Here is a 23,661-nt window from a genome sequence, read left to right as displayed (position 1 = left end):
CATCGCGTGGAGCCTTAAACCACCACCACCTTCCCGGGATTCATGATGTTGTCCGGGTCGATCGCGCGCTTGAGCGTGCGCATCAGGTTCAGCGCCTCGGGCCCGTGCTCCAGCTCCATGAAGCGCATCTTCTTCTGGCCGATGCCGTGCTCGCCGGTGCAGGTGCCCTCCATGGCGATCGCCCGGGCGACCAGGCGCTCGATGAAGCCGGTGACCCGGGCGATCTCGTCGGGATCGTCCATCATGACAAGCGGCGAGGTGTGGAAGTTGCCGTCGCCGACATGGCCGGCGATCGGCGCCGTGATGCCGCTTTCGACGATGTCGCGCTTGGTCTCGTCGACGCATTCGGCCAGCCGCGAGATCGGCACGCAGACATCGGTAGCGATGACCCGGGCCCCCGGCCGCATGGCGACCGCGGACCAGTAGACGTCGTGGCGGGCCTGCCAGAGCCGGGTCCGCTCCTCCGCCTTGGTCGCCCACTCGTAGGGCCCGCCCTCGAATTCCGCCGCGATCTCGCCGAAGCGCTCGGCCTGCTCGCGCACGCTGGCATCCGTGCCGTGGAACTCGACCAGCAGGAGAGGGGTCTCGGGCAGGGTGAGCTTCGAATAGGCGTTGCAGGCCGCGACCTGAACCTCGTCCAGAAGCTCGATCCGGGCCACCGGCAGGCCGGACTGGATCGTCACGATGACGGCGTCGCAGGCCGCCTTGATGCTCGGAAAAGGACAGACGCCGGCGGAGATCGCCTCCGGGATGCCGGCGAGCTTCAGCGTCAGTTCGGTGATGATGCCGAAGGTGCCCTCCGAGCCGACCATCAGCCGGGTCAGGTCGTAGCCGGCCGAGGTCTTGCGCGCGCGCGGGCTGGTGCGGACGACGTCGCCGTTCGGCATCACGGCGGTGAGCGACAGCACGTTGTCCTTCATCGTACCGTAGCGCACCGCATTGGTGCCGGATGCCCGGGTCGCCGCCATGCCGCCCAGCGAGGCGTCGGCGCCGGGATCGATCGGGAAGAACAGGCCCTGGTCGCGCAGGTGCTCGTTCACCGCCTTGCGGGTCACGCCGGGCTGGACCACGCAATCCAGGTCCTCGGCATGGACCGCCAGCACCTTGTTCATGCCGTTCATGTCGATCGAGATGCCGCCGAACGGCGCGTTGACGTGGCCCTCGAGCGACGTGCCGGTGCCGAAGGCGACGACCGGCATCTTGTGCGCGGCGCAGACCCGCACGATTGCCTGCACGTCCTCGGTGCTCTCGGCATAGACCACCGCGTCCGGCGGCTGGTTGGCGACCCAGGTCAGGGTGCTGCCATGCTGCTCGCGCACCGCCTGCGAGGTGACGACACGGTTGCCGAACTGCGCCGTCAGCTCGCGGATGACCGCCTCGACGGTCTCAGGGCTTGGTCGGGCGCGGCTGGGGGCGGGGCTCTGGGCGTTCATGGCGGATCTCCCGGACGGTTCTCGCGGCGGACGGTGCTGCTTGTTAAAACCGCCAGCCTTTTGCCGGCACTCTAGCAGCCGCTTCCAGGCCGGCATATCCGGCGGCCCGGTCACGGAGAAGTGCGCTGGATGGCCGCCACCTTGCCCCAAGGTGCAACCCATTCGGGGATGCATCCCGTGTCCAAGCGTGGTACGTGCCAGGGCGCCCTTGTCATCCCGCCTGCGCCCGACCGGGAGCCCCACAATGGCAGACGACCGCCCCGCTTCGGTCTTCTTCTTCGCGCCGTTCGTGTCGTCGACGATGGCGATCGAGCCGGGCTGGATCGACTATAACGGCCACCTGAACATGGCCTATTACCACGTCCTGTTCGATCGGGCGGTGGACGAGGCGTTCGGAGTCGTCGGCCTCGGGCCCGACTACATGGATTCCGGGCGCGGCACGACCTTCGCGGCCGAGGTCCATGTGCGCTACCGCCGCGAACTGGTCCTCGACGATCGGGTCCGGGTGACGCTGCAACTCATCGGCTTCGACGAGAAGCGCATCCACTTCTATTCCGAGATCCGCCACGCCAGCGAGGGATGGGTCGCCGCCACCTCCGAGAACCTGTCCCTCCACGTCGATCCGGAAACGCGGCGCGTGGCGCCGTTCCCCGAGGACATCCAGGCCAATCTCTCGGTCATGCTCGGCTCGCATGCAAGGCTTCCGCGGCCTGACGACCTGGGCCGGACGATCGGCATCGCTGCCCGCGGCCGCGACGGCCACAATGCCCGGCCGGACACCATGGCCTTTGCGTCCGCCGGGGCCCGGGTCAGGCACTGACCACGCCGCTCAGCGGTGCGGCACGACGATCGGCGCCGGGGGCGGCGGCGCGATGCTCTGCTGACGCTGGATCTGGCCCTGGAGCTGGTTGGTCTCGAACCGGTTCTGCTGCTGGATGCTGCGGGATTCGGCCCCCGATTCGATCGAGCGGTTGATCCCCTCGACCCTCTGCTGGGCGCGGTTGGTCGGCACCTGGTTCTGCGCCAGCGCCGGGAGCGGCGCGGCGGCGAGAGCCAGGATCAGGAGGGCATGGGCACGCATCGGGGTCCTCTCCGTAGGCGAAGGGTTTTTCATCGAGAACGACGCCGCTCCCGCGGCAAGGTTCCGGCGCCTCGCCCACAGGCATGCGCCCGACACCCTCGACGCCGTTCGCGTTTTGGTCCAGTGATGCGGGCATGACTCGCGAACTGCCCGCCGGGACCGCCCCCACCTCGATCTCCGCCCGCGCCCGCGCCGCGGTGGTGCCGCAGGACGCCTCCTACCTCACGGGGCTCAATCCCGAGCAGCGCCGCGCCGTCGAGGCGACGGACGGGCCGGTCCTGGTGCTGGCCGGCGCCGGCACCGGCAAGACCCGGGTGCTCACCACCCGCATCGCCCACCTGATCTCGACCGGGCGGGCCCGGCCCTTCGACATCCTGGCGGTGACCTTCACCAACAAGGCCGCCCGGGAGATGAAGGAGCGCATCGGCACGCTGATCGGCCCGGCCGGGGAGGGGATGCCGTGGCTCGGCACCTTCCACGCCATCGGCACGAAGATCCTGCGCCGCCACGCCGAGCTGGTGGGCCTGAGCTCCGACTTCACGATTCTCGGCACCGACGACCAGTTGCGGCTCTTGAAGCAGGTGATCGCCGCCGCCGACCTCGACGAGAAGCGCTGGCCGGCCCGCAGCCTCGCCGGCACGATCGACGGCTGGAAGAATCGCGGCCTGTCGCCCGAGCAGGTGCCGGCCGGCGAAGCCTCGGCCTTCGGCTTCGGCAAGGGCGGGGGGCTCTATGCGGCCTATCAGGAGCGGCTGAAGTCGCTCAACGCCGTCGATTTCGGCGACCTGCTGCTGCTCTGCCTGAAGCTGTGGCGCGAGAACCCGGACGTGCTGACCAATTACCAGCAGCGCTTCCGCTATATCCTCGTCGACGAGTACCAGGACACCAACGTCGCGCAGTATCTCTGGCTGCGCCTGCTGGCGCAGGGCCACCGCAACGTGGCGTGCGTCGGCGACGACGACCAGTCGATCTATGGCTGGCGCGGGGCCGAGGTCGACAACATCCTGCGCTTCGAGCATGATTTTCCGGGCGCCCTGGTGGTGCGGCTGGAGAACAACTACCGCTCGACCGGCCACATCCTCGCCGCGGCCTCGGTGCTGATCGCCCATAACGAGGGCCGGCTCGGCAAGACCCTGCGCACCGACAGCCCGGAGGGCGAGAAGGTCACGGTCACGGGCGCCTGGGATTCGGAAGAGGAAGCCCGCCTCGTCTGCGAGGAGATCGAGAGCCTGCAGGCCAAGGGCCACAAGCTGTCGGAGATCGCCGTGCTGGTGCGCATCTCGGCCCAGATGCGCGAGATCGAGGACCGCTTCGTCCAGCTCGGGCTGCCCTACCGCGTCGTCGGCGGCCCGCGCTTCTACGAGCGGGCCGAGATCCGCGATGCGCTGGCGTATTTGCGCATCGTCGCCAACGGCTCCGACGACCTCGCCTTCGAGCGCATCTTCAATACGCCCAAGCGCGGCTTGGGCGACGCGACGCTCCAGGCCCTGCACGGGCTCGCCCGCCGCGCCAAGGTCCCCCTGCTCCAGGCCGCCCGCATGATGAGCGAGACCGAGGAGCTGAAGCCGAAGCCCCGCTCGACCGTGCGCGCCCTGTGCCAGAGCTTTTCCCGCTGGGCCAAGCTCCTGGAGGACCAGCCGCATACGGAGGTGGCGCAGACGATCCTGGAGGAATCCGGCTACACCGAGATGTGGCAGAAGGAGCGCACCGCCGACGCCACCGGCCGCCTGGAGAACCTGAAGGAGCTGGTGCGCTCGATGGAGGAATTCCCGGACCTCGCCAGCTTCCTCGAGCACGTCTCCCTAGTCATGGACGTCAACGAGGCCGAGGGCGGCGACCGGGTCAGCCTGATGACGCTGCACGCGGCGAAGGGCCTGGAATTCGACACCGTGTTCCTGCCCGGCTGGGAGAACGGCCTGATGCCGAACCAGCGCGCCCTCGACGAGAGCGGGCGGGCCGGCCTGGAGGAGGAACGGCGTCTCGCCCATGTCGGTCTCACCCGGGCGCGCAAGCGGGCCAAGATCTCGTTCGCGGTCAACCGCCGCATCCACGGCCTGTGGTCCTCGACCGTGCCGAGCCGCTTCATCGACGAATTGCCCGAGGCCAGCGTCGCGGTGCTCGAGGCGCCGGCCAGTTTCTCGCAAGGCCCCTCGCGCTTCGACCGGCAGGCGCCCGCCTTCGGGTCGTCCTATTCCACCCCGGGCTGGCAGCGGGCGCAGGCCCAGACCGCCGGCCAGGATCGCTACGGCCAGGGCGGCTTCGGCGGGGGAGGGCGCAGCCCCTCGCCCGGCCGGCGCGGGCCGCAGCAGATCGAGGGCACGCTGGTCGCCAAGTCCACCGGTACGCCATCGGCCTACGAGGTGGGGGCGCGGATCTTCCACACCAAATTCGGGCCGGGCTCGGTGGCGGCCGTCGACGGCAACAAGCTCACCGTTGACTTCGACAAGGCCGGCCGGAAGATGGTCCTCGACAGCTTCGTCCAGCCGGGCTCGGGCTGAGGCCGTCCCGCGCGGGTGCCCCGCGCCAGACCGGGAGCGGCGATCAGGTGGCGACCTCGTCCAGCCAGCAGGTCCGCTCGACCATCGTCGTACCCCCTCCGGTCGATGCCCCTTCCACCGCTGTGTGGTTTTCATCACAACCGATCGTACCGTGCCATGCCCGCCGATTTCGCAGGGGCATGGTGCGGCGCGGCAATTGCTCGTTCATCATCGGCTGCTTACCCTGTTGGTCGAAACAGGCGGATTTGTCCACCGCCTGCGTCAACCCCGACCGGAACCGTCACGGCCGATGAGACTTTGAGTCATCACAACAACACGGGAGATCTGGGACACGAGAGAGGGCACACCATAGTCGGCACCGCAAGTCCAGTGGGAGTGTTGATCCGTGAAGAGACGACGCGCACGACTTGAACTGGTTGATGACCGCCCGATCCGAGTGCATCGCACTCGCTTCGAGGAAGAGCGCAACCCGCCACCGATTCAGCCGATGACGGCCCGTCAGGCCGAGTATCTGGACGCCCTCGGGTCCCACCCGCAAGTGATCGTGCTCGGCCCCGCCGGCACAGGAAAGACCTACATCGCCGGCACCCGCGCCGCGGACCTGCTGCGCCAGCGCCGGGTCGCGAAGGTGGTCATCACCCGGCCGAACGTGCCCTCCGGCCGCTCCCTCGGCTTCTTCCCCGGCACCCTCGAAGACAAGATCGCGCCCTGGGTCGCGCCGCTCACCGAGACGATGAAGGAGCGCATGGGCGACGGCGCCTTCGAGATCGCCGTGAAGGCCGGCGACATCGAGGTCGTCCCCTTCGAGGTCATGCGCGGCCGTACCTTCAAGAACTGCCTGGTGATCCTCGACGAGGCCCAGAACACCACCCCGGCCGAGATCAAGATGTTCCTGACCCGGATCGGCGACGACACCCAGGTCATCATCAACGGCGACGTATCCCAGACCGATCTGCGCGAGACCTCGGGGCTACGCACCGTCATCCATTTGGTCAAGAGCCGGATGATGCCGATCCCGATCGTCGAGTTCGGGCTGGACGACATCGTGCGCTCGGGGATCTGCGCGGAATGGGTGCGGGCCTTCGAGGAGGCGCGGGTGTGAGGGTGAGACGCCTGCCCGGCCGGCAGGTCGGGCAGGCTGTCGTCTTGAACGGCTTATCGACGAAACGGTTGATCACGGCGCTTCGAAAATCTCCGCTGCCCGTCTGGCGTGCGAGAAGAGCGATTTGGCATGTCTTCTATCCCAATCTCGACCTCATCCTGAGGTGTTAGTCGATCGCGGATCGACTGACCTCGAAGGAGGGCTCCAGAGGTCTCAGAGTTATCTGGAGCCCTCCTTCGAGGCTGCCTTTGGTCGCACCTCAGGATGAGGTCGAGGGTGGGGTGTAATAGGATAAGCGCCACGCGCCGCCCAACCCGCCAGATATCCCAGGCACATCGTCGCAACGCCGTCGCCCATCCCGAAATCTACCCCAGCGACAGCAACCATCCCGCGCCCGGACGTTTCCTTGGGATCGATCGATTCCCTCGCTCATCCAGGACGCAGCATGGCCCATCTCCTCGTCATCGGCGCCAGCCAGGGCATCGGGCTGGAGACGGTGAAGGCGGCGCTCGCCGCGGGACACCGGGTGCGGGCCTTCGCCCGCTCCGCCGGCAAGATCGCCCTTTCCGATCCGAATCTCGAACGCTTCCCCGGCGACGCCCTGTCGGTGCCCGACATCACGGCTGCGCTCGATGGGATCGATGCCGTGGTGCAGGCCCTCGGCGTGCCGTTCCGCGACCTGTTCGGGCCGGTACGGCTCTTTTCGGACGCCACCAACGTGCTCGTCCCGGCCATGGAGAAGGCAGGCGTGCGCCGGCTGGTGGCGGTCACCGGCTTCGGCACCGGCGACAGCCGCGCGGCGATCGGCCCGCTCCAGCGCCTGCCGTTCCGCCTCGTCTTCGGCCGCGCCTACGACGACAAGGACGCACAGGAAATCCGGATCCGGCAGAGCGGGCTCGACTGGACCCTCGTCCGGCCCGGCGTGCTCACCGGCGGGCCCGCGACCGGGCGCTACCAGGTGCTCGACCGGCCGTCCTCGTGGAAGAACGGGCTGATCGCCCGGGCGGACGTCGCGCAGTTCATCGTCCGGGAGATCGAGACCGGCGCCCATGTCCGGCGCCCGGTCGTGCTGATCCACCACCCGCTCCCGGTCTGAGCCCATGGACAAGGTTCTCTACTACGCCGTCACGCTGGTCGAATCGGTCCTCGGCGTGTTCGGGGTGCGCGCCTTCTACGACCAGCCGCGCTACGCGGTGATGGAGCGGCTCGACCGCGGCGTCGAGATACGGGCCTACGAACCGCGCATCGCAGTCGAGACCGATTCCCGAGGCCAGGGCGACGGCGAGGCCTTCGGACGGCTGTTTCGCTACATCACCGGCGCGAACCGGGCCGGCGACCGCATCGCCATGACCGCGCCGGTGGAGGCTGGCGGGCAGCGCATCGCCGGTCGGACCATTGCTATGACGGTCCCGGTGGAGCAGGGGAACGGCGGCACGATGCGGTTCTTCCTCCCCCACGCCGTCGCGGCCGCCGGCCCGCCGGAACCGACCGAGGCGGGGGTTCGCCTCGTCACGGTGCCGCCGGAGCGGATCGCGGCCTTGCGCTTCTCCGGTCGCATCACGCCGGAGGTGCGGGCGGAGCAGGAGCGGATCCTGACCGAGGTGCTGCGGGCAGCAGGGAAAGCGCCGGCGGCGCCACCGTTCTTCATGGGTTACGATCCGCCGTTTGCGATCCCGTTCCTCAGGCGCAACGAGGTGGCCTTGCGGCTGGGGACGTGAGGTCTGGGCGCTTGGTTCCACGAAAGGTTCAAAGCAAAGTGCGTCCCCCTTTCCCGTGTGGGCGATCGCATCCACTTCCGATGGGTTAGCTCTCAAAGGAGAAGCGTGAATCCCCAAGCCCGCGTGAGACAGGGGATCCCCCGGCTTCAGTTTTTTGGTCTATTTGCTGGAAGAGAAATAATGATCGAACGACACGTCACCGCCCATCCGCCCGTGCCACCGCCCGCTTGATCACCTGCTGCACCTCGACGTTCGACAGGAACAGGTCGTGGTTGATGAAGCCGCTGCCATACTCCGACGCGTCGGCGACGCGCACACCGAGCGCCTCCAGCCGGCTGCGATCCGCCGCCCCCGCCCGCACCACGCCGCCCGCGATGGTGCTCGACAGTTCGAGTGCCCGGTCGTTGGTGGAGGAGATCACGGTGATCTTCTGCGCGGCGGTGCTTAAGCGCTCGATGCCGTTGGTGAACAGGTCGATGTCGATGTCGGGCGCGGCGAGCACGATGGCGCCGATCCGGTCCAGCGCCGCCTCGCCGGCATCGGCCCGCAGCATGCGCAGGGTCTCCAGGGTGAGCAGCGTGCCCATCGAATGGGCGACGATGTGGATGCGGCCGCCCTGCGCGGTGGCGAGCGCCCGCAGCAGATCCTCGAAGGCGTCGCGCGACCACAAGGCGCTCTCGCGGTCGTAGCCGTAATCGAAGGTCTTGCCCGCCGAGGGCCACGAGAACAGGCCGGAGACGCCGCGGAAGCGGATGCCGTCGGAGAGCTGCGCCGCGCTCACCGCCGCGGTCTCGAACGATTCGCGGTAGCCGTGGACGTAGATCAGGACGTCGCGGCCCAGCGCCGCTTCCGCGAAGGCGGTGGCGGCCTCCGGGCCGGTCACCACCCGCGGCGCCGAGGCGATGCGCCAGTCGCCGGTGACCACCGACGACACCTTGCCGATCAGCGAGCGGTCGGGCGGGGCGAGGCGCACCGTCGCGAAGGCGAGGCCGCGGCCGCGCTGGTCGGTGAAGTAGGGCGGGCGGCCGGCGGGATCGGCGGGGCGGCGGGTGGTGGCGACGAGCAGCACCGGGCTGACATCGAGGGCCGATTGCCGCTCCGGCCCCGGCGAGTCGCCCAGAAGGCCGCCCCCGAATCCGCCGCCGAGGCAGCCCCCCAGCGACAGGCTGGCGAGGGCGGAGAGGCCGAGGCGGGCCAGGCCCCGGCGCGTCGGCACGGCGTTCGCTGTCATGTCGTCCCACTCGTCCCCGGCGCGAGGGCCGGTCTTCGCTTCGCTTTCAGGCCGGCGATGCGGCATGATCGTGGCCGTGGCGCGTCGGGGGACACATCGAGCCTGGGCAAAGCCGCGCTTGTTGCCCGAAGGTCACGCGTGTCGTCCCTTCGTCCACAGGTTCGGGCCCTCGACGGGCGCGCGGCGAGCCGGCAGAAAGGCCCCATGACCGTCCCGGCTCCCGACCTCGCCCAGCTCCTGTCCGGCAACCGCGCCGCCCTCGCCCGCGCCATCACGCTGGTCGAGTCGAAGCGGGCCGATCACCGGGCCGCCGCCCGCGAACTCCTCGATGCCGCCCTGCCGCATGCCGGAAAGGCGGTGCGGGTCGGCATCACCGGCGTGCCGGGGGTGGGCAAGTCCACCACCATCGACGCGCTCGGCGCCGCCCTGACCGCGCGGGGCCACAAGGTCGCGGTGCTGGCGGTCGATCCGAGCTCGTCGCGCACCGGCGGCTCGATCCTCGGCGACAAGACCCGGATGGCGCGGCTCGCCGTCGATCCGAACGCCTTCATCCGGCCCTCGCCCTCGTCGGGGACGCTGGGCGGCGTCGCCGCCAAGACCCGCGAGACGATGATCCTGTGCGAGGCCGCGGGCTTCGACGTGGTGCTGGTTGAGACCGTCGGCGTCGGCCAGTCGGAGACCGCGGTGGCGGATCTCACCGATTTCTTCCTGGTCCTGATGCTGCCCGGTGCCGGCGACGAGTTGCAGGGCATCAAGAAGGGCATCCTCGAGCTCGCCGACATGATCGCGGTCAACAAGGCCGACGGCGAGGAGGGGATGCGCCGCGCCATGGCCGCGGCGGCCGAGTACCGGGCGGCCCTCCACATCCTGACCCCGGCGAGCGCCACCTGGTCGCCGCCGGTGACGACCATCTCGGGGCTCGCCGGCCAGGGGCTCGACGCCCTGTGGGACGCGATCCTCGACCATCGCAGCAAGCTCACCGCCACCGGCGAGATCGCCGCGAAGCGTCGGAGCCAGGACGTGAAGTGGATGTGGGCCCTCGTCCACGAGCGGCTGCATCAGCGCCTCACCGGCAGCGCCGAGGTACGCAAGGCGACGGCAGAGGCCGAACGCAGGGTCGCGGCGGGCGAGCGCTCGCCTGCGGCCGGCGCGGACCTGATCGCCGAGCTGATCGGGTTGTAGATCACTCGACCCGACTCCTGAGCGGAAAATCCTGCTCGAGCGGTCTCCACGCGCCTCTTCGATTGGTCTCCACAGAGCTCAAACCCGTCATGTCATTCCGGGGCCGCGAAAGCGGAGCCCGGAATCCAGACACTCGGATGGTGCCGATCAAGGCGAGAGGCGTTCCGATCAGTTCGGAACATCTTGCGGTTCTGGATTCCGGGCTCCGCTTTCGCGGCCCCGGAATGACGCGGAGGGTGTCGGTTCCTGTCGAGAGAACCGAGCGAGTACCCGCGGCCACGTATCGCCGCAAGGCAGCCCGCCCCACCTCATCCCACGGCAGAGCTTGACGAAGCGGTTCTCCGCGTCTCACTAACCGCTCAGAGACACGCGCCGAGCCCCGGCCCGGCGCCGCCCCGGCGCGAAGGCTCGAAGCGACGCATGACACCCTCCACCACCTTCGCCGGCCGGACGGTCGCCCTGTTCGGCCTCGGCGGCTCGGGCCTCGCCACCGCGCTCAGCCTCAAGGCCGGCGGCGCCCGGGTCATCGCCTGCGACGACAACCCGGCGCGGATGGAGGCGGCGGCCCAGCAGGGCATCGGGACCGGCGACCTCCGGCAGGCGGAGTGGACCACCTTCGCGGCGCTCGTGCTCGCCCCCGGCGTGCCGCTCACCCACCCGGCGCCGCACTGGACGGTGGATCTCGCCAAGGCCGCCGGCGTTCCGGTGATCGGCGACATCGAGCTGTTCTGCAGCGAGCGTGCGGCCACAAGTCCCGACGCGCCCTTCGTCGCCATCACCGGCACCAACGGCAAGTCGACCACCACGGCGCTGATCGCCCACGTGCTGGCGGCGTGCGGCCGCGACGTGCAGATGGGCGGCAATATCGGCACCGCCATCCTGTCGCTAGCGCCGCCGTCACCGGACCGGGTCCATGTGATCGAGCTGTCCTCGTTCCAGATCGACCTGACGCCGTCGCTGGCGCCGACGATCGGGGTTCTGCTGAACCTCACCCCCGACCACCTCGACCGCCACGGCGACATGGCTCACTACGCTGCCATCAAGGAGCGGCTGGTGGCGGGCGCCGCCCACGCGATCGTGGGGGTCGACGACGAGTTCTGCCGGGCGATCGCCGGGCGCCGCACGGGGCCGCTGACCCGGGTCCATGTGGGTGAAGCGGGGGAGGGGCCGGGGATTCTTGCCCGGAACGGCGTCGTCATCGACGGGCGGCGGGAGCCGGCGGAGCCGGTGGCGGATCTCTCCGGCATCGGCTCGTTGCGCGGCGCCCATAACTGGCAGAACGCGGCCATCGCCTACGCGGTGGCGAGCGAACTCGGCATCACGCCCGACGCCTTCGCGGCGGCGCTCGCGACCTTCCCGGGCCTGCCGCACCGGATGGAGGAGGTCGGCCGGCGCGGCGCCGTCCTGTTCATCAACGATTCGAAGGCCACCAACGCCGATTCGACCGAGAAGGCGCTCTCGGCCTTCCAGCGCGTCCACTGGATCCTCGGCGGCAAGGCGAAGGAGGGCGGCATCGCGAGTCTCGCGCCGTATTTCCCCCGGGTCGCCCACGCCTACCTGATCGGCGCTGCGACCGAGGACTTCGCCGCCACCCTCGACGGGCAGGTGCCGTTCAGCCGCTGCGGCACGCTGAACGCCGCGGTCGCCGAGGCCGCCGCGGCGGCGGAGCGGGATGGAACGGGGGAGCCGGTGGTGCTGCTGTCGCCGGCCTGCGCCTCCTACGACCAGTTCCGCAGCTTCGAGGATCGCGGCGACCAGTTCCGCGCGCTCGTGCGAGCCCTGCCGGGCCTGCGTCCCCCGGGCGCCTGACGCGCCGTTCCCCGAATCGGCAAATCGGCGTATGCCGCTTCGCGCCGGCTCACGTTCTGAGCGCTTCCCCCGCGGTGCCATGCTGCCCCCCCAACGCCTCCTGCCCGCCGAGACCCCGGCCGCCCCCGGCCACGCGCCGCACCGGCCCGGCCCGCGCAAGATCATCAGCTGGAACCTGCTGCGGCGGACCGGCGCGACCGTCGACGCCCTCGAGGCGCTGATCGCGCAGGAGAAGCCGGACCTGCTGCTGATGCAGGAAGCCACCGTCGACATCACCGAATTGCACGCGAGGGCCGGCGGGCACTATGCCTGGGCGCCGCTGCCGCGGCGCATCCACGGCCTGGCGATGTGGAGCCCGACCCCCTGGGCGACCCCGCCGCGGGTGATCACCCTGCCCTCGGGCGCCCTGATCGACCGGGTCTGCCAGATCCTCGATCTCGGCACCTTCGGGGTCGCCAACGTCCACCTGTCGCACGGCCAGGTGCTCAACCGGCGCCAGTTGCGCCGCATCGCCCAGCACCTGCCGGTGCGGGCGGCCGTACTCGGCGACTACAACATCGTCGGGCCGGCCCTGCTGCCGGGCTTCCACGATGTCGGGCCGCGCCACCCGACCCACGCCATGGTCGACCTCGTGCCCTTGCGCCTCGACCGCTGCCTGGTGCGGGGGCTCACCTGCCGCGGCCAGGCGGTACTGCCGCGGGGCGCCTCCGACCACCGGCCGATCGTGGTCCATCTCGAACCCGGCAACCCGCAGGGCAAGCCTCAGCCCCTGCGCGACCGGATCGAGGCGTTCCGCGACCGCGCTGAGGACCTTCGCAAGCGGGCGCCGCTCAAAGATATGGCAGCAGCAATCGCACGGCGGCGTCGCGCAGGCGCACGGCCATCCCGCGAGAGTTGAGATCCTCGACCGTGAGGCGCTGCTCCATCTTGGCCCGCATCAACGTGTCGAGGTCGGCCGCGAAGTCGGTGTCGTAGACCTCGACGTTGAGCTCGAAGTTGAGCCGGAAGCTGCGGCTGTCCCAGTTGGCGCTGCCGACGAAGCACCAGGCCTCGTCCACCACCATCAGCTTCGAATGGTCGAAGGGCGGCCGGTCGAGCCAAATCCTGACGCCGGCCTCCAGCAGCGGCCCGACATGGGCCCGCGTCGCCCAGTCGACCACCCGGTGGTTGCTCGCCTGCGGGATGATGACGTCGACGGTGACGCCGCGCATCGCCGCGAGGCACAACGCCGTCAGCAGCGTCTCGCTCGGCAGGAAATAGGGGGTGGCGAGCCGCACCGAGTGCCGGGCGGTGGCGACCGCCTCCAGCACCACGAACTCGATCTTCTCGATGTCGGCGTCCGGGCCCGAGGTGACGACCCGGGCGAGCGACGGCCCGGCAGGCGGGATCTCCGGGAACCAGGCGGGTCCTTCCAGGTCCTCGCCCTTCACGAAAGCCCAGTCGCGCCAGAAGGCTTGCGCGAGCTGGCCGACCACCGGCCCGTCGATGCGGAAATGGCTGTCGCGCACCGGCTCGGGCGGGCTCTTCGCCATGACGTTCTCGTCGGCGATGTTGACCCCGCCGACGAAGCCGACCCGGCCGTCGACGAGCAGCAGCTTCTTGTGGGTGCGCAGGTTGAGGAACGGCATCCGCCAGGGCAGCGCCGAGTGCATGAACAGGCCGGCCGGGATGCCCAAGCGCCGCAGCCGCCGGTACATCGCCGGGAAGAAATAGCCGCTGCCGATGCCGTCGATCAGCACGCAGACAGCGACGCCGCGGTCCTGGGCTGCGCGCAAAGCCACCGCGAAGGCCCGGCCGCTGTCGTCGTCGCGCATGATGTAGCTCGACAAGGCGACGCTGGTGGTCGCCTCGTCGATCGCCGCCAGCATCGCCGGATAGGCCTCGTCGCCGTGGCGGTAGCGCCGGATGCGGTTGCCGGCGACCAGCGGCAGGCCGCTGATCCGCTGCACCGCCTGCTTCAGGGGCTGGAAGTCGTCGGGCACCTCGGCCACCGGCGCCGGCGGCGCGCCGGGGCGGGGGCCGGGCAGGACCGGCAGGCGGCGGGCGCGCCGGCTCACCCGGTTGATGCCGAACATCACGTAGAGCAGGCTGCCGAGCAGCGGCGAGAGCCAGACGAGCCCGATCCAGCCGATCGCCGCGCTGACCTCGCGCTTGCGCATCAGCGCGTGCACTGTGACGACGACCGCCAGGGCGAGGCCGATCGGCGCCAGCACGTCGGACCGGATCGAGGTCAGGATCCCGAGCCAGCGGTAGATCTCGTGTTCCACACGGCCTCCTGCCGGCGCGTCCGCGTCGCTCTCACGGCCGGGATACGGGAGGACGGACCCGGAATCCACTTGAGCGAACCGGCAGTCCACCGATCACGCCGGACTTTCGAAGAAATATCCGTACCGAGGATGGCGCGGGTTTCCCCCCGCTCCCCGTGGGTGGCAGGGCTGTCCGGGCAAAAGAAGTAGCGCAGGCTTTTCCCTCCCCCCTCTGCGGGGGAGGGTGCCCCACGGAGTGGGGCGGGAGAGGGGCAGCGCGACGCTACTCCAGCTGGCGCCCGTCACCATGGTCGCGATCTCTCCGGAAACGGCGTCCCCTCTCCCGGCCTGCTCCGCAGGCCACCCTCCCCCGCAGAGGGGGGAGGGGAAAAGCCTGCGCCATCCTGTCTGGTCGCCTCGACAGCACCACGGCCTGAAAAAAGAAAATCCCCCGCCCCGAAAGGGGCGAGGGACGAACTATCAAACCATCAGGCGGCCGATCAGGCGCTCAGCGACTCCTTGGCCCGCTCCGCCCGCTTGCGGTCGTTCGGGTCGAGGACGGCCTTGCGCAGGCGGATCGACTTCGGGGTCACCTCGACCAGCTCGTCGTCCTGGATCCAGGCGAGCGAGCGCTCGAGGGTCATGCGGATCGGCGGGGTCAGGCGGACCGCCTCGTCCTTCGAGGTGGTGCGGATGTTGGTGAGCTTCTTGCCCTTGAGCACGTTCACCTCGAGGTCGTTCTCGCGGTTGTGCTCGCCGATGATCATGCCCTGGTAGACCTTCCAGCCCGGCTCGATCATCATCGGGCCGCGATCCTCGAGGTTCCACAGGGCATAGGCGACGGCCTCGCCCTGGTCGTTGGACATCAGCACGCCGTTGCGACGGCCGGCGATCTCGCCCTTGTAGGGCTCGTAGGCCTTGAACAGGCGGTTCATGATCGCGGTGCCGCGGGTGTCGGTCATCAGCTCGCCCTGGTAGCCGATCAGGCCGCGGGTCGGAGCGTGGAACACCAGGCGCAGGCGGTTGCCGCCCGACGGGCGCATCTCGATCATGTCGGCCTTGCGCTCCGACATCTTCTGCACGACGACGCCGGAATACTCCTCGTCGACGTCGATCACGACCTCCTCGATCGGCTCCATGATCTCGCCGGCCTCGTCCTTCTCGAAGACGACGCGGGGACGCGACACGGCGATCTCGAAGCCCTCGCGGCGCATCGTCTCGATCAGGATCGCGAGCTGAAGCTCACCGCGGCCCGAGACGTAGAACGAATCCTTGTCGGCGGCTTCCTCGATCTTGAGCGTGACGTTGCCCTCGGCCTCCTTGAACAGGCGGTCGCGGATCATGCGGCTCGTGACCTTGTCGCCCTCGGTGCCGGCGAGCGGCGAATCGTTGACGATGAACGACATCGTCACGGTCGGCGGGTCGATCGGCTGGGCCTGGATCGGGGTCTCGACCTGGGGATCGCAGAAGGTGTCGGCGACGGTGCCCTTCACGAGGCCCGCGATCGACACGATGTCGCCCGCCTCGCCCATCTCGATCGGCTGGCGCTCCAGGCCGCGGAAGGCCAGGATCTTCGAGACGCGGCCGGTCTCCACGACCTTGCCCTCGCGGTCGAGGACCTTGATCGCCTGGTTCGGCTTCACGGTGCCGGCGGCGATGCGGCCGGTGATGATGCGGCCGAGGAAGGGATTGGCCTCGAGCAGGGTGCCGAGCATCCGGAACGGGCCGTCCTCGGTCTTGGCCGGGGGAACGTGCTCCAGCACCAGGTCGAAGAGCGGGGCCAGCCCGTCATCCTGCGAGCCCTCGGGCGAGGTCGCCATCCAGCCGTTGCGGCCCGACCCGTACAGGATCGGGAAGTCGAGCTGCTCGTCGGTGGCGTCGAGCGCCGCGAACAGGTCGAACACCTCGTTCACCACCTCGGTGATGCGGGCGTCGGGCCGGTCGACCTTGTTGACCGCCACGATCGGGCGCAGGCCGATCTTGAGCGCCTTCGAGACCACGAACTTGGTCTGCGGCATCGGGCCTTCGGCGGCGTCGACCAGCACGATCACGCCGTCGACCATCGACAGGATGCGCTCGACCTCGCCGCCGAAATCGGCGTGGCCGGGGGTGTCGACGATGTTGATCCGGGTGTCCTTCCAGACCACCGAGGTGGCCTTGGCCAGGATGGTGATGCCGCGCTCCTTCTCGAGGTCGTTCGAGTCCATCGCGCGCTCCTCGACCCGCTGGTTCTCGCGGAACGAGCCGGATTGCTGGAGCAGCTTGTCGACCAGGGTCGTCTTGCCGTGGTCGACGTGGGCGATGATGGCGATATTGCGCAGCTTCATAGGATATCCGAAGCAAACAAAGCCCGGCACGCCGCGGGCCGCCAGAATGGCAGCCGGACGCATCGAGCCGGGGGAAAACTGTTGCGTCGCAATATAAGGGATAGGGCTTTTTCGCAAGAGGGCCCGGTATCGCCCCTTGTCGGGGAGGCGCCGGCCTCCAGATGGGTCACTCGGCCGCGGCTGACAGCGGGTCCGGTCCGCGATCGACGGAATGGGCGTGTCTCTCCAGCAGAACGGCGCGGCGCTCCGCGATCGCCCGCCGCGCCTGGTCGAGGCCGAGGGTGAAGGCCGCGACCCCGGCATTGTCGATCGCCCCGGTGCCTGCCCGGGCGAGCGCCGCGGCCAGGATCTCGTCGGCCTGCCGCTCGAGGTCGGTCAGTTCCAGTTCGTCCTCGACGTCGCGGCTCGCCCGCACGATGGCGAGCAGCTGGCGCAGGAGCGCCATGTCGCGGGCCCGCGACCGGTTGGCCGCCCGCGACACCAGGGTGGCGGCGGCGGAGCCGAGAATCGAGACGCACATCACCAGGAGGTAGAACCAGTCGCCGTAGCGCTCGAAGAAGCTCTCGACCTCGCCCTCGTAATACGCCTGGGCGCCGGGATGCACCGGCAGCGACGCGCTCTTCGAGGTGTCGGGCGCCTCGATCTGGTTGGCGAGCGGCACCTCGGCGGCGAGGCCGGGCCGGTTGACGAATAGCAGCCGCGTCAGTTCCGAGACCACGGAATCGGCGATTTGCGCCTGGGCCACCAGCCGGTGGCTGACCCCGACGGTGGTGACCGTCTCGGCCGGGCGCGGCGGCGTGCCGCCGAAGGTGCCGCGGGCGATCTCGACGCTCTCCAGCGCCGGCCAGCGCCGGGCCAGCACCGCCGCCTCGCCGATCGGGATGAAGGTCGCCGTGCCGCCTCCCCGCGTGATGCCCGCCACGACCTCGCCGGCGGTGCGGCCGGTCAGCGGGCTCACCACCATCACGGCATCGACCCGCCCCTCGCGCAACGCCTGGCCCGCCTCCTGCCCGTCGCCGAGGGGGATCGTCGTCACCGCATCGGCCGGCACCTCGTAATGTTCGAGGATGTGGGCGAGCAGCCGGGTGTTGCCGGCCGGGTTGCGCACGATCCCGATCCGCTTGGCCTTCAGGTCCGGCACGGCGGCAAGGCCAGGGTCGGCCGCCAGCAGCAGCACCGCGTCCCGGTGCAGGATCGCCACGGTCTGGGTACGGGCCGGGATGCCGACATCGGAGCGCACCACCGCGAGGTCGGCCTTGCCGTGCTCCGCCGTCTCGGCGCTCTCGGCAACGCCGCTCGTCGCCACGAGCCGCAGGCGCACGTCCTCGTGGGTGCGGGCGAGCGACTGCGCCACCGCCGCGACGAGGCGTGCATCCTCGCTCCCGGACGGCCCGACGGCGACGCGCAGGGTCGTCGGCTGCCCGAGCCATTGATAGGCGAGGAGCGCCGTCGCCACGAGGGCGAGGACGGTCGCGAGGACGATGGGAACGTAGCGCCGCATGGACCCTCATCCAAGCAGAGCGGCAGGGCGCGACTCCGCTCGCTTCCTTGCTTTTGCATCATTTTGGTCGCCGATCCGGCGACCACTCCGGCGAATGATGCTCGGAGCCCTTACCCTGGGCAGCCGGCCCGGATTCGGCAATCAGGCCGATTGGCGCGGGCGGCGATCGGCGGGGCGCCGTCAGCGCCCGGCGATGCGGTCGATGGAGAACTTCGCGTTGGACACGATCCGGTCGCGATGCTCCTCGGGGATCTTCGCCTCCATCAGGAGCTGGATGCAGGCGCGAAGACTCTCGACGGGACGCCCGGTCCACGACGCCGCGACGGCGTATTCGTCGATCAGCGCCCAGTCGTAGATCCAGGGCTCGACGGCCCGGCCGCCGGGCGGCAGGCGGATGCCGAGGCCCCGCGACGCTAGGGCATGGGCCTCCTCGTACCGACCCTGAGCGCGCGCATGCTGGGCGGCGCCATGCAGCGCCTCCGCCCGCGACGGGGCCACGCCGGCCGCCCGCTCGAAGGCCGCCAGCACCGCCTCCGGCGCCTCGCCGAGCGCGGCCTTCAGGCGCGCCGCGCGGGTGAGGGCGAGATAGACCTCCTCGCGGTCGGGCCCGCCGAACTCGCCCCGCGCGAGATACTGGTCGTGCGCCGCCCGCACGGAGCCGGCGACCTCCAGGATCTGCCCCAGTTCGTAGCCGCAGGACGGATCGTAAGGATCCTCCGCAGTCGCCAAGCGGGCCGAGCGGAACGCGCCCTTGTCGTACCGGACGGCCAGCCGCGGACCGAGCGCGTTGTAGATGCCGTGGTTGCCCACCTGTCCGGACTGGGCGAAGCGCTCCAGCGCGGCCATCCCGGAGAAGGTCGACCGCGACGTGCCGACGAAGAACGGCGCCGCGAGCGCGATCTCGAAATCCACCAGCGAGCGTTCGAGAAGGTTCACACCGCCGGACTGGAACGTCTCCACGAGGTCGGACTTCCAGAACGCCTCGATGTCGTAGGTCTCGCGCAGGGATCGGCGGATCGTCTCCTTCCCCTCGACGAGGGCCGCCTCGTCGCAGACGATGTAGAGTTTCGAGGTGCCGCTGGGATAAGTCGCGCGAAACTTGCGGACGATGCTCTCGGCCGAATGCCGGTTGTCTTCGTTGTGGCCGACCTCCGGATCGACGCGGATCCGGACGTGATCGTCCCAGTCGCGCTCGATGCGCATCTGGACCACGTGGGCGATGCCCAGCCGATCGAAGACGATGTCCCGCAACCGCGACGTGTCGGGCGCGCTCCGCGCCGCCGGCACCAGGGCGCGGAAGAACCGGACCACGACGCTGTCGCCGTCGAGCGCTCCGGACGCGGCCGCGTGGGCGATGTGACGCTCGCCGTGATGGAAGAACTCCCAGCCGCCTTCGTCGCCGGCGGGCGCGCGATCGAGGATGGTGACGCCGACCGTCTCCGCAAAATCCCGCAAGCGGGCCACGTCGAACGCCGCGGCGATCGGCACGCGCTCGTGGATGAAGGTGATCTGATCGAAGATCACGATGTCCGGCAGGATGATCCGGCGGTCGTCTCCCGCCATCGCCTTGAGGAACAGGCCGAGGAGGGCGATTTTCTGGTTGTTGATGCCGCCCCTGTTGTACGAATAGCAAAGCGGTCGGCCGGCATTCTCGGATGGATGAACCACACACGATCCCTTTTCGTGGATGTCGGCCCCGAGAAAATTTTTCGGACTTACAAGCCGAACACGGAAAGCCTGTTGGGACAGTGCCCCTCCGTCACGCGAGGTTCCGCCGATCATCCACGATGCGCTGCGGGCTGCCAACCCCGATGTGATGGGCATCGCGTCGAGGCGTGACTGCCAGGTCGACGATGAGGGCCGTTGAACGCCCCATCATGATCCATGATCGCCCACGGAAATCAGACCCTCCGGGTCATCCCGGGTTCTCGGCGTCGTCGAGCCCGGGGATGACCCGGAGGGTGCTATGACGACCGCGACGGTCAAATGGACTTTGACCGCCGATCCGCCCGCTTACAGGGCCACCCGCAAGCCCAACGCGACCACCGCCACGATCGCCGCCCCCAGGGCCGGGCCGAGTGTCGCGATCACCAGGGCGCCCGGGTGATAGCCCGGTGCCGCGAGGTAGCGCTGATGCGCGTTCTTCTCCTGCCGGAGCAGCGGCGCCGATCCGCGCGCCGCTGCTCCGGGCGTCCAACCCTGTCGCATGATGCCGTCCCCGCCCGCTTGGCCGCCCCATCTGGGGGCGGCGCGAGACCTGTTGTGTGGGTCCCATCAGGGCCTGAGCGGCGTGAAGAGGGGGTGAATCCGATCGCTCGCATTCTCCTCGTCGTGAATCAGGGGTTAGCGGGCCTTGATCGGGTCGAGGCCGGTCTCGACGATCGTGGCGGCGTGGTCCGGCGCCGAGAGCCAGGCGATCAGGGCGCGGGCCTCGGCGGGGTGCTTGGCGCCCTTCGGGATGCCGGCCGAGAACAGCGTGACCTTCTGCACCTCCGGCGGGATCGGCCCGACGATGGTGATGCCCTTGATCGGTTTGAGCTCGGCGATCTGCTGGAAGCCGAACTCGGCGTCGCCCCGGGCGACGACGTTGCCGACGCGCTCTGCGACGATCATCTTGCTCCTGGGCGCCAGTTCACTCTCCAGCCCCAGCTTCTTGTACATCTCCTTCTCGATGTAGACGCCGCTGGCGCTGTCGGAATAGGCGATCGAGGTGGCGCCGAGCAGCGCCTTCCTGAAGGCGTCGAGGGTGGAAATGTCCGGTACCTTGGCCCCGGCCTTCACCGCCAGCGCGATCTTGGAATCGGCGAGTGCGACCTTGCTGCCCGGCTCGATCTTGCCCTCCTTGTCGAGGGCGTCGAGGGCGTAGCCGACCATGATGACCACGTCGGCCGGCTCGCCGCGGGCGAGGCGCACGGGAATCGCCTCCGGCGCCGTGCCCATCGACGGGCCGAAGGCGGTCACGACCTTGTCGCCGGTCTTCGTCTCGAAACCCGGCACCAGGGCCTCGTAGGCGGCGGTGAAGCCGCCGGAGATCATCACGTGCACATCCGCGGCCCTGGCCGGGGCGGCGAGGGCAAGCCCGGCCGCCAGGCCGACGGCCATCAGGGCGAGGCGGCGTGCACCACGGTCAGCGCGCGACGCCGTCATGGTCGTGAATCCGGTCTTCGTCATGCTTCCTCCCGGGGATGCCTCATGGAGATGTCCCGGCGGCATTCCCTGTTGGCAACCCGGCCGCCGCGCAAGCTCCATCGAATTTCGAGGGATGAAATTTCTGTATCAAACGTGCTGAGGATCGCTGTAGACAGAGCCCAATCCAGGGAGCCCGCGTTCGGGAGGAATTGAGCATGGCAGGTCCGGTCCACGGTCCGCAGGGGTCGAAGGTCGCCACGGTGTTGCGCGTCACGAGCGGCAACTTCCTGGAGATGTTTGACTTCTTCCTGTTCGGCATCTACGCGAGCCACATCTCGAAGGCGTTCTTCCCGGCGGAGAACGAGTTCGCTTCGCTGATGTTCACCTTCATGGCCTTCGGCGCCGGCTTCCTGATGCGGCCGCTCGGGGCGATCTTCCTCGGCGCCTATGTCGACCGGATCGGCCGGCGCCGGGGCCTCATCGTGACGCTCGGCATCATGGCGGCCGGCACGGTGCTGATCGCCTTCGTGCCGTCCTACCAGACCATCGGCCTCGCGGCCCCCTTCCTGGTGCTGATCGGCCGCCTGCTCCAGGGCTTCTCCGCGGGCGTCGAACTCGGCGGCGTGTCGGTCTACCTCGCCGAGATGGCGACCCCCGGCCGCAAGGGCTTCTACGTCTCCTGGCAATCCGGCAGCCAGCAGGTCGCCGTGATGGTGGCGGCGCTGATCGGCTTTACCTTGAGCCGCGCCCTGATGCCGACCCAGATGTCCGAGTGGGGCTGGCGCATCCCGTTCTTCATCGGCTGCATGATCGTGCCGTTCCTGTTCTACATCCGGCGCTCGCTGGAGGAGACCCAGGAGTTCCTGCACCGCAAGGAGCGCCCGTCGCTGCCCGAGGTCTTCGCGTCGCTGGGCCAGAACTGGCAGATCGTGCTGCTCGGCATGCTGCTGGTGGTGATGACCACGGTGTCGTTCTACACCATCACGGTCTACACTCCGACCTTCGGCAAGAGCGTGCTCAAGCTGTCCGAGACCGACAGCCTGATCGTCACCTTCCTCACCGCCCTGTCGAACCTGTTCTGGCTGCCGGTGATGGGCGCGCTCTCCGACAGGATCGGCCGCAAGCCGATCCTGCTGGCCTTCTCCGCGCTCACCCTGCTCACCGCCTATCCGGCGCTGGCCTGGCTCACCTCGAACATCTCGTTCACCAACATGCTGATCACGCTCCTGTGGCTGTCCTTCCTGTATGGCAGCTACAACGGCGCGATGGTGGTGGCGCTGACCGAGATCGTCCCGGCCAAGGTCCGCACCACCGGCTTCTCGCTCGCCTACTCGCTCGCCACCGCGCTCTTCGGCGGCTTCACCCCGGTCGTCTCGACCTGGCTGATCGAGGCGCTCGGCAACAAGGCGGCGCCGGGCCTGTGGATGGCCTTCGCGGGCGCCTGCGGCCTCGTCGCGACCCTGCTGATCTACCGCCGCGGCGCACCCGCCGTCGCCGGGGTTCCGGGCAATGCCCGCCCGGTCGCCGGCGAGTAATCAGGCCAGCAGCCCGTCGAGGGCGCGGATCTCGCGCACGGGTGCGAGATCCGGATACTCGTCGGGCTGGCTCGTCCGGTTGACCCAGACCGGGGCAAAGCCGTAGGCCGCCGCCCCGGCGATGTCCCAGCGGTTCGACGATACGAACGCGATCCGCTCCCGCGCGACGCCGAGGCGCTCCGGCGCCAAGGCATAGGCGCGGGGCGAGGTCTTGAAGATGCCGGCCGGATCGACCGACAGGACGGCGTCGAGATGACCTTGGAGATTGGCCGCCGTCACTGCCGCATCGAGCATGGCGGTGTCGCCGTTCGACAGGATCGCGGTCTTCAGGCCTTCCCGGCGCAAGGCCTTCAGCGTGCCGGGCACCTCCGGATAGGCGTCGAGCGCGCGATAGGCCTCGAGCAGGCTTGCGCGCACCTCGCGGTCCACCCCCGGATGGCGGGCGAGAGCAAAATCCAGGGCCCGCTCGGTCAGGGTCCAGAACGGCGCGCAGCGCCCGCACAGCGACAACACCCAGGAATATTCGAGCTGCTTCTGCCGCCAGGTCTCGGACAGCCTCGGCGCCTCCGGCCCGATCGCGGCGGCATGGCGCTGCACGGCGGAATGGACGTCGAGCAGGGTGCCGTAGGCGTCGAAGACGACGGCGTCGGCGCGGTCGAGCGGGGCGGGAAGGGGCATGGCGGCCTCGTGGCGTCGCGGGCGGGATCGCGCCTGACAACGCGCACGGCATGACGCCGGGTTCAACATGGAGCCTGTCCGACCCCAGTCGAACATTCGTCCCACCCCACGACCTCATCCCGAGGTGTCATACGCTTTCCGATTGATCGCTTCGCGATGCGGAAAGCGGCTTCGCTCAGGCGCCGCGCGGG

The 23,661-nt window shown here is 69.5% G+C and carries 20 protein-coding genes; 9 read left to right on the top strand and 11 right to left on the bottom strand.

The genetic code is table 11. The annotated features are described in order from the left end of the window. Positions 1 to 14 precede the first annotated feature (14 nt). Positions 15 to 1,433 carry an FAD-binding oxidoreductase gene (locus tag AC3AOF_RS25285; RefSeq protein WP_236988274.1) on the bottom strand — a complete coding sequence of 473 codons (1,419 nt, stop codon included), beginning with the start codon at positions 1,431 to 1,433 and terminating at the stop codon, positions 15 to 17. Positions 1,434 to 1,677: 244 nt separating this feature from the next. Between AC3AOF_RS25285 and AC3AOF_RS25280 the strand changes: the two genes are divergently transcribed. Then, positions 1,678 to 2,253 (top strand): thioesterase family protein, encoded by a 576-nt coding sequence (locus tag AC3AOF_RS25280; protein WP_236988275.1) that lies wholly within the window; start codon positions 1,678 to 1,680, stop codon positions 2,251 to 2,253. 9 nt (positions 2,254 to 2,262) lie between these two features. Here the strand turns inward: AC3AOF_RS25280 and AC3AOF_RS25275 are convergent, their stop codons facing one another. After that, positions 2,263 to 2,514 (bottom strand): hypothetical protein, encoded by a 252-nt coding sequence (locus AC3AOF_RS25275; protein ID WP_236988276.1) that lies wholly within the window; start codon positions 2,512 to 2,514, stop codon positions 2,263 to 2,265. Between the two features lie 134 nt (positions 2,515 to 2,648). On the opposite strand from AC3AOF_RS25275, the gene AC3AOF_RS25270 reads away from it, so the two are divergent. Next, on the top strand, positions 2,649 to 5,012 hold the full coding sequence (locus AC3AOF_RS25270) for an ATP-dependent helicase (protein ID WP_488346825.1): 2,364 nt from the start codon (positions 2,649 to 2,651) through the stop codon (positions 5,010 to 5,012). A 43-nt stretch (positions 5,013 to 5,055) separates the two neighbouring features. On the opposite strand, the gene AC3AOF_RS25265 is transcribed toward AC3AOF_RS25270, so the two are convergent. Next, positions 5,056 to 5,265 carry a hypothetical protein gene (locus AC3AOF_RS25265; RefSeq protein WP_236988278.1) on the bottom strand — a complete coding sequence of 70 codons (210 nt, stop codon included), beginning with the start codon at positions 5,263 to 5,265 and terminating at the stop codon, positions 5,056 to 5,058. Between the two features lie 132 nt (positions 5,266 to 5,397). On the opposite strand from AC3AOF_RS25265, the gene AC3AOF_RS25260 reads away from it, so the two are divergent. From AC3AOF_RS25260 to AC3AOF_RS25250, 3 genes are all read left to right on the top strand, one after another. Then, a complete protein-coding gene (locus tag AC3AOF_RS25260) occupies positions 5,398 to 6,114 on the top strand; it encodes a PhoH family protein (protein ID WP_048433019.1) in 717 nt (238 codons plus the stop codon). Between the two features lie 445 nt (positions 6,115 to 6,559). Beyond that, positions 6,560 to 7,210 carry an NAD(P)-dependent oxidoreductase gene (locus AC3AOF_RS25255; protein ID WP_488346824.1) on the top strand — a complete coding sequence of 217 codons (651 nt, stop codon included), beginning with the start codon at positions 6,560 to 6,562 and terminating at the stop codon, positions 7,208 to 7,210. Between the two features lie 4 nt (positions 7,211 to 7,214). After that, a complete protein-coding gene (locus tag AC3AOF_RS25250) occupies positions 7,215 to 7,832 on the top strand; it encodes an SOUL family heme-binding protein (RefSeq protein WP_488346823.1) in 618 nt (205 codons plus the stop codon). A 196-nt stretch (positions 7,833 to 8,028) separates the two neighbouring features. Here the strand turns inward: AC3AOF_RS25250 and AC3AOF_RS25245 are convergent, their stop codons facing one another. Continuing rightward, entirely contained in the window at positions 8,029 to 9,063 is a 1,035-nt protein-coding gene (locus tag AC3AOF_RS25245; RefSeq protein ID WP_236988281.1) for an alpha/beta hydrolase, read from the bottom strand. Positions 9,064 to 9,267: 204 nt separating this feature from the next. Here AC3AOF_RS25245 and meaB point away from each other — a divergent pair, with 204 nt between their 5' ends. The 3 genes from meaB (at position 9,268) to AC3AOF_RS25230 (ending at position 12,952) form a co-directional block, all read left to right on the top strand. Beyond that, entirely contained in the window at positions 9,268 to 10,245 is a 978-nt protein-coding gene (gene meaB / locus AC3AOF_RS25240; RefSeq protein WP_236988282.1) for a methylmalonyl Co-A mutase-associated GTPase MeaB, read from the top strand. A 420-nt stretch (positions 10,246 to 10,665) separates the two neighbouring features. Next, positions 10,666 to 12,054 carry a UDP-N-acetylmuramoyl-L-alanine--D-glutamate ligase gene (gene murD / locus AC3AOF_RS25235; protein WP_488346822.1) on the top strand — a complete coding sequence of 463 codons (1,389 nt, stop codon included), beginning with the start codon at positions 10,666 to 10,668 and terminating at the stop codon, positions 12,052 to 12,054. A gap of 79 nt (positions 12,055 to 12,133) precedes the next feature. Beyond that, positions 12,134 to 12,952 (top strand): endonuclease/exonuclease/phosphatase family protein, encoded by an 819-nt coding sequence (locus AC3AOF_RS25230; protein ID WP_488346821.1) that lies wholly within the window; start codon positions 12,134 to 12,136, stop codon positions 12,950 to 12,952. On the opposite strand, the gene AC3AOF_RS25225 is transcribed toward AC3AOF_RS25230, so the two are convergent. From AC3AOF_RS25225 to AC3AOF_RS25200, 6 genes are all read right to left on the bottom strand, one after another. Next, positions 12,885 to 14,321, bottom strand: coding sequence for a phospholipase D-like domain-containing protein (locus tag AC3AOF_RS25225; protein WP_236988285.1), 1,437 nt, complete (start codon positions 14,319 to 14,321; stop codon positions 12,885 to 12,887). The genes AC3AOF_RS25230 and AC3AOF_RS25225 overlap by 68 nt on opposite strands. Before the next feature lie 479 nt (positions 14,322 to 14,800). Next, on the bottom strand, positions 14,801 to 16,627 hold the full coding sequence (gene typA, locus AC3AOF_RS25220; protein WP_236988286.1) for a translational GTPase TypA: 1,827 nt from the start codon (positions 16,625 to 16,627) through the stop codon (positions 14,801 to 14,803). A gap of 166 nt (positions 16,628 to 16,793) precedes the next feature. Further along, positions 16,794 to 18,128, bottom strand: a complete 1,335-nt coding sequence (locus AC3AOF_RS25215; protein WP_236988287.1) for a TAXI family TRAP transporter solute-binding subunit — start codon at positions 18,126 to 18,128, stop codon at positions 16,794 to 16,796. A 180-nt stretch (positions 18,129 to 18,308) separates the two neighbouring features. Further along, positions 18,309 to 19,910 (bottom strand): O-fucosyltransferase family protein, encoded by a 1,602-nt coding sequence (locus tag AC3AOF_RS25210; protein WP_236988288.1) that lies wholly within the window; start codon positions 19,908 to 19,910, stop codon positions 18,309 to 18,311. 231 nt (positions 19,911 to 20,141) lie between these two features. Then, positions 20,142 to 20,336 (bottom strand): hypothetical protein, encoded by a 195-nt coding sequence (locus tag AC3AOF_RS25205; protein ID WP_236988289.1) that lies wholly within the window; start codon positions 20,334 to 20,336, stop codon positions 20,142 to 20,144. Between the two features lie 135 nt (positions 20,337 to 20,471). Beyond that, positions 20,472 to 21,299: a substrate-binding domain-containing protein gene (locus AC3AOF_RS25200; protein ID WP_236988290.1), complete on the bottom strand. Its 828-nt coding sequence runs from the start codon at positions 21,297 to 21,299 to the stop codon at positions 20,472 to 20,474. A gap of 173 nt (positions 21,300 to 21,472) precedes the next feature. Here AC3AOF_RS25200 and tcuC point away from each other — a divergent pair, with 173 nt between their 5' ends. After that, positions 21,473 to 22,792: a tricarballylate/proton symporter TcuC gene (gene tcuC / locus AC3AOF_RS25195; protein WP_488346820.1), complete on the top strand. Its 1,320-nt coding sequence runs from the start codon at positions 21,473 to 21,475 to the stop codon at positions 22,790 to 22,792. Here the strand turns inward: tcuC and AC3AOF_RS25190 are convergent, their stop codons facing one another. Continuing rightward, positions 22,793 to 23,470, bottom strand: coding sequence for a haloacid dehalogenase type II (locus AC3AOF_RS25190; protein ID WP_488346819.1), 678 nt, complete (start codon positions 23,468 to 23,470; stop codon positions 22,793 to 22,795). Between the last annotated feature and the right edge of the window lie 191 nt (positions 23,471 to 23,661).

Source organism: Methylobacterium sp. 142-1Y (assembly GCF_057747795.1).
Note: the sequence above shows the minus strand (reverse complement) of the source record. Positions and strands in the feature narration are given on the sequence as shown.

Bases quoted from the DNA above. Each gene is read 5' to 3' on its own strand.
- AC3AOF_RS25270 (WP_488346825.1), top strand. From the start codon at position 2,649: ATGACTCGCGAACTGCCCGCCGGGACCGCCCCCACCTCGATCTCCGCC.
- AC3AOF_RS25230 (WP_488346821.1), top strand. From the start codon at position 12,134: ATGCTGCCCCCCCAACGCCTCCTGCCCGCCGAGACCCCGGCCGCCCCC.
- AC3AOF_RS25200 (WP_236988290.1), bottom strand. From the start codon at position 21,299: ATGACGAAGACCGGATTCACGACCATGACGGCGTCGCGCGCTGACCGT.
- AC3AOF_RS25280 (WP_236988275.1), top strand. From the start codon at position 1,678: ATGGCAGACGACCGCCCCGCTTCGGTCTTCTTCTTCGCGCCGTTCGTG.
- AC3AOF_RS25275 (WP_236988276.1), bottom strand. From the start codon at position 2,514: ATGCGTGCCCATGCCCTCCTGATCCTGGCTCTCGCCGCCGCGCCGCTC.
- AC3AOF_RS25210 (WP_236988288.1), bottom strand. From the start codon at position 19,910: ATGATCGGCGGAACCTCGCGTGACGGAGGGGCACTGTCCCAACAGGCT.
- AC3AOF_RS25250 (WP_488346823.1), top strand. From the start codon at position 7,215: ATGGACAAGGTTCTCTACTACGCCGTCACGCTGGTCGAATCGGTCCTC.
- AC3AOF_RS25205 (WP_236988289.1), bottom strand. From the start codon at position 20,336: ATGCGACAGGGTTGGACGCCCGGAGCAGCGGCGCGCGGATCGGCGCCG.
- typA (WP_236988286.1), bottom strand. From the start codon at position 16,627: ATGAAGCTGCGCAATATCGCCATCATCGCCCACGTCGACCACGGCAAG.
- AC3AOF_RS25285 (WP_236988274.1), bottom strand. From the start codon at position 1,433: ATGAACGCCCAGAGCCCCGCCCCCAGCCGCGCCCGACCAAGCCCTGAG.
- meaB (WP_236988282.1), top strand. From the start codon at position 9,268: ATGACCGTCCCGGCTCCCGACCTCGCCCAGCTCCTGTCCGGCAACCGC.
- AC3AOF_RS25255 (WP_488346824.1), top strand. From the start codon at position 6,560: ATGGCCCATCTCCTCGTCATCGGCGCCAGCCAGGGCATCGGGCTGGAG.
- murD (WP_488346822.1), top strand. From the start codon at position 10,666: ATGACACCCTCCACCACCTTCGCCGGCCGGACGGTCGCCCTGTTCGGC.
- AC3AOF_RS25245 (WP_236988281.1), bottom strand. From the start codon at position 9,063: ATGACAGCGAACGCCGTGCCGACGCGCCGGGGCCTGGCCCGCCTCGGC.
- tcuC (WP_488346820.1), top strand. From the start codon at position 21,473: ATGGCAGGTCCGGTCCACGGTCCGCAGGGGTCGAAGGTCGCCACGGTG.
- AC3AOF_RS25190 (WP_488346819.1), bottom strand. From the start codon at position 23,470: ATGCCCCTTCCCGCCCCGCTCGACCGCGCCGACGCCGTCGTCTTCGAC.
- AC3AOF_RS25215 (WP_236988287.1), bottom strand. From the start codon at position 18,128: ATGCGGCGCTACGTTCCCATCGTCCTCGCGACCGTCCTCGCCCTCGTG.